Source organism: Hydrocoleum sp. CS-953, assembly GCF_002260545.1.
Lineage (GTDB): Bacteria > Cyanobacteriota > Cyanobacteriia > Cyanobacteriales > Microcoleaceae > Trichodesmium.
The window spans coordinates 1-2908 of the sequence record NZ_LGSU01000370.1; the positions used below are offsets into that span (position 1 = coordinate 1).

Sequence of the window (2908 nt, forward strand, 5' to 3'; positions counted from 1 at the left end):
CAAGTTTTCTACCTCTAATTTACCAACCTCAGTATCAGTAGATAAGAGAATAACTTGATGACTAGCAGTAGGGAAATAACGTTCAACTAAATTTTGACGATGAGAAGAATCTAACCTACCTAAAGGTGTATCAATAGCCACAGGTAAATGTCTCCCAGAAACTCTTGCTAAACCCCATAAAAAAGAAATTGCTAAAAGCTGTTTTTCTCCAGCAGATATTCGATGTTTAGGAACAAGTTGCCCTTGATTATCATAGAGAGAAAGAGCAAAATTATGAGTATCAATAGCCACGCGATGAACTAAGTCTGATTTATGTAAAAGATAACGGAAACATTCAGTAACTTCTATCTCTAATTTATTCAGCTTTTTCAGAGTTAACTTATCCTTAAATAGCTGTAAAGTATGCTTAACTTTTACAGAAGACTCAATTATATTTTGAATATTGTGAAGTTCCATAGTTTCGTCAGTATAACTCAACAATTCTTTCTTGGTTTGATTAATATCATCCTCCAATTTTTTACAATCATATTTACTATTTTCACAAGCAACTTCTACTCTTGCTAATTCAGTTTGTGCCTCTTGCAAAGCAGTTGCCAAAATTTCATAAGCTTCCGGGGATGCTGCGGTTGCCAATTGCTTTTCCAGAACATTAATTTCTACTTCCAAATCTTTCAGACGAGTTAAACTTTCCTGGGCATTTTCAGAGAATTTTCAATGTCATAGCGTAACAAATTTTCTAGTAAAATTAAAGCTTCTTCATCAGCAAACAACCAAGGTTCATCAGCTTCATTAATANATTCTTTCTTGGTTTGATTAATATCATCCTCCAATTTTTTACAATCATATTTACTATTTTCACAAGCAACTTCTACTCTTGCTAATTCAGTTTGTGCCTCTTGCAAAGCAGTTGCCAAAATTTCATAAGCTTCCGGGGATGCTGCGGTTGCCAATTGCTTTTCCAGAACATTAATTTCTACTTCCAAATCTTTCAGACGAGTTAAACTTTCCTGGGCATTTCTCAGAGAATTTTCAATGTCATAGCGTAACAAATTTTCTAGTAAAATTAAAGCTTCTTCATCAGCAAACAACCAAGGTTCATCAGCTTCATTAATATCCTCTTTCAGCGTCAGATTTTCTTGATTGAGAAACTCTTCAATTTTGCTAACTTTTTCAGTATGAATTGATAAATTATTCAGATAATCAAGTAGACGTTTATCTCTTTCCTGAAAAGCATCCAAAGCAATTTCTGCTTCGTGGCGTAAAATTTCTAGATCGCCCTGAGAACTTGCTTGTTCCAAAAGAGGAGAAATTAAAGCTAGAGGTAAAGCACCTCCAGCAAGTTCAATCATTTCCTGACGAGCATTATCCATTTCCAATTCTACATCTTTAAACTCTTGTTCTAACTGACTCCTTTCCGCAGCAATTTTTCCTCCTTCTGAGACAAATTTTCTCATTGCTTTTTTTTGCTTTTCTTGAGATTTTTTTAATTGCTTTTCTAAATCTGCTAATTTTTCGCTAGCAACTTCCAAATCTGTTTTTTGCTGATGGAGTTTTTGTTCAATTTCCTCTAAATTTCCTATTTCTTTAGTCTTAGCAATTTGTTTCTTTTTCCGAGTCACCAAAATATCTAAATCTGCTGCAAGACGTTCTGCTAATTCTAATCCTAATAAAGACTGAATTGCATCTACTACTAAAGGTGGTGGTGTTTCTAGTTCAGCTAATTCTTTTACCTGTTCTCCATCAAAGAGAAATAGATTAGAAATTCCTAAAGGTAAGAGGTTTTCTATATATTCATCCCAGGTATTTGCTAAGTAAGAATCAGGCCATTCACCATCAAGAATTCCCAGAGTATCTTTGCCGTCTTTAGGATTTTTTTCCCAAGTACGAACAATACGGTATTCTACAATTTGGTCATCTTGAATATGTTCAAAAGCCAATTCAATGCGAGTTTTTTCTGTAGGAGGAGTATTGCGGTTNGGTAAGAGGTTTTCTATATATTCATCCCAGGTATTTGCTAAGTAAGAATCAGGCCATTCACCATCAAGAATTCCCAGAGTATCTTTGCCGTCTTTAGGATTTTTTTCCCAAGTACGAACAATACGGTATTCTACAATTTGGTCATCTTGAATATGTTCAAAAGCCAATTCAATGCGAGTTTTTTCTGTAGGAGGAGTATTGCGGTTTACGCATTGAGAAAGAAAGTCGCCATAAGTTAAATTTCCCCTAGTTGAACATTGGGCGCGATGACCGTAAAGTGCAAGGCGAATGGCATCTAAAAGAGTAGTTTTTCCTCCTCCATTCATACCTCCAAATAGGATGATAGGACGGGGGTGATTAGTATTAGTAGGGCGAAAGTTTATTGTTTGTTTACCGAAGTATGGTCCGAAGTTTTGTAAGACAAGTTCTAGAAAGATCATTTTCAGTTATCAGTTTTTTCAGTTATCAGTTATCAGTTATCAGTTATCAGCTTTTTCAGTTATCAGTACCGACTGCTGAAGCATCCAGTTTGAAATATTGAAATTGATTTTTTTTATTCTTATAATTTACTTTTTGATGGCAGAAGGTAAGTCTGACAAATATAATTTTCTTGCCAAGCAACAGAGAATTTTCGCCTTTGACTCTGACTGGGAAAAAGAGAGGTTTTCCAGAGATGAGTTTTTCTGATAAATTTTCATCACTTGTGAGTCATTGTGGAATTTTTCCTGGTAAGAGATAGGTCTGACAAAGAGAATTTTCGTCTCCAGCACAGGAGAATTTTTACCTCTGACTCTGACTGGGAAAAAGAAAGGTTTTCCACAGATGAATTTTCCCAATAAATTTTCATCACTTATTAGTCATTGTAGAATTTTTCTCTGTTGGAGATAGGTCTGACAAAGAGAATTTTCTTCTCAAGCAACAGAGAATTTTT

The 2908-nt window shown here is 34.8% G+C and carries 2 protein-coding genes and 2 pseudogenes; all 4 read right to left on the reverse strand.

The features are described 5' to 3' along the window. On the reverse strand, nt 1-666 hold a 666-nt coding region (gene dndD, locus AFK68_RS03515), incomplete at its 3' end, for a DNA sulfur modification protein DndD (protein WP_371357214.1). A gap of 130 nt (nt 667-796) precedes the next feature. Continuing rightward, nucleotides 797-1937, reverse strand: a pseudogene (dndD, locus tag AFK68_RS03520) (DNA sulfur modification protein DndD); the annotation flags it as partial. Nucleotides 1938-1977: 40 nt separating this feature from the next. Next, nucleotides 1978-2417, reverse strand: a pseudogene (locus AFK68_RS03525) (AAA family ATPase); the annotation flags it as partial. A 126-nt stretch (nt 2418-2543) separates the two neighbouring features. Then, nucleotides 2544-2813 (reverse strand): hypothetical protein, encoded by a 270-nt coding sequence (locus AFK68_RS34440; protein ID WP_143437480.1) that lies wholly within the window; start codon nt 2811-2813, stop codon nt 2544-2546. Between the last annotated feature and the right edge of the window lie 95 nt (nt 2814-2908).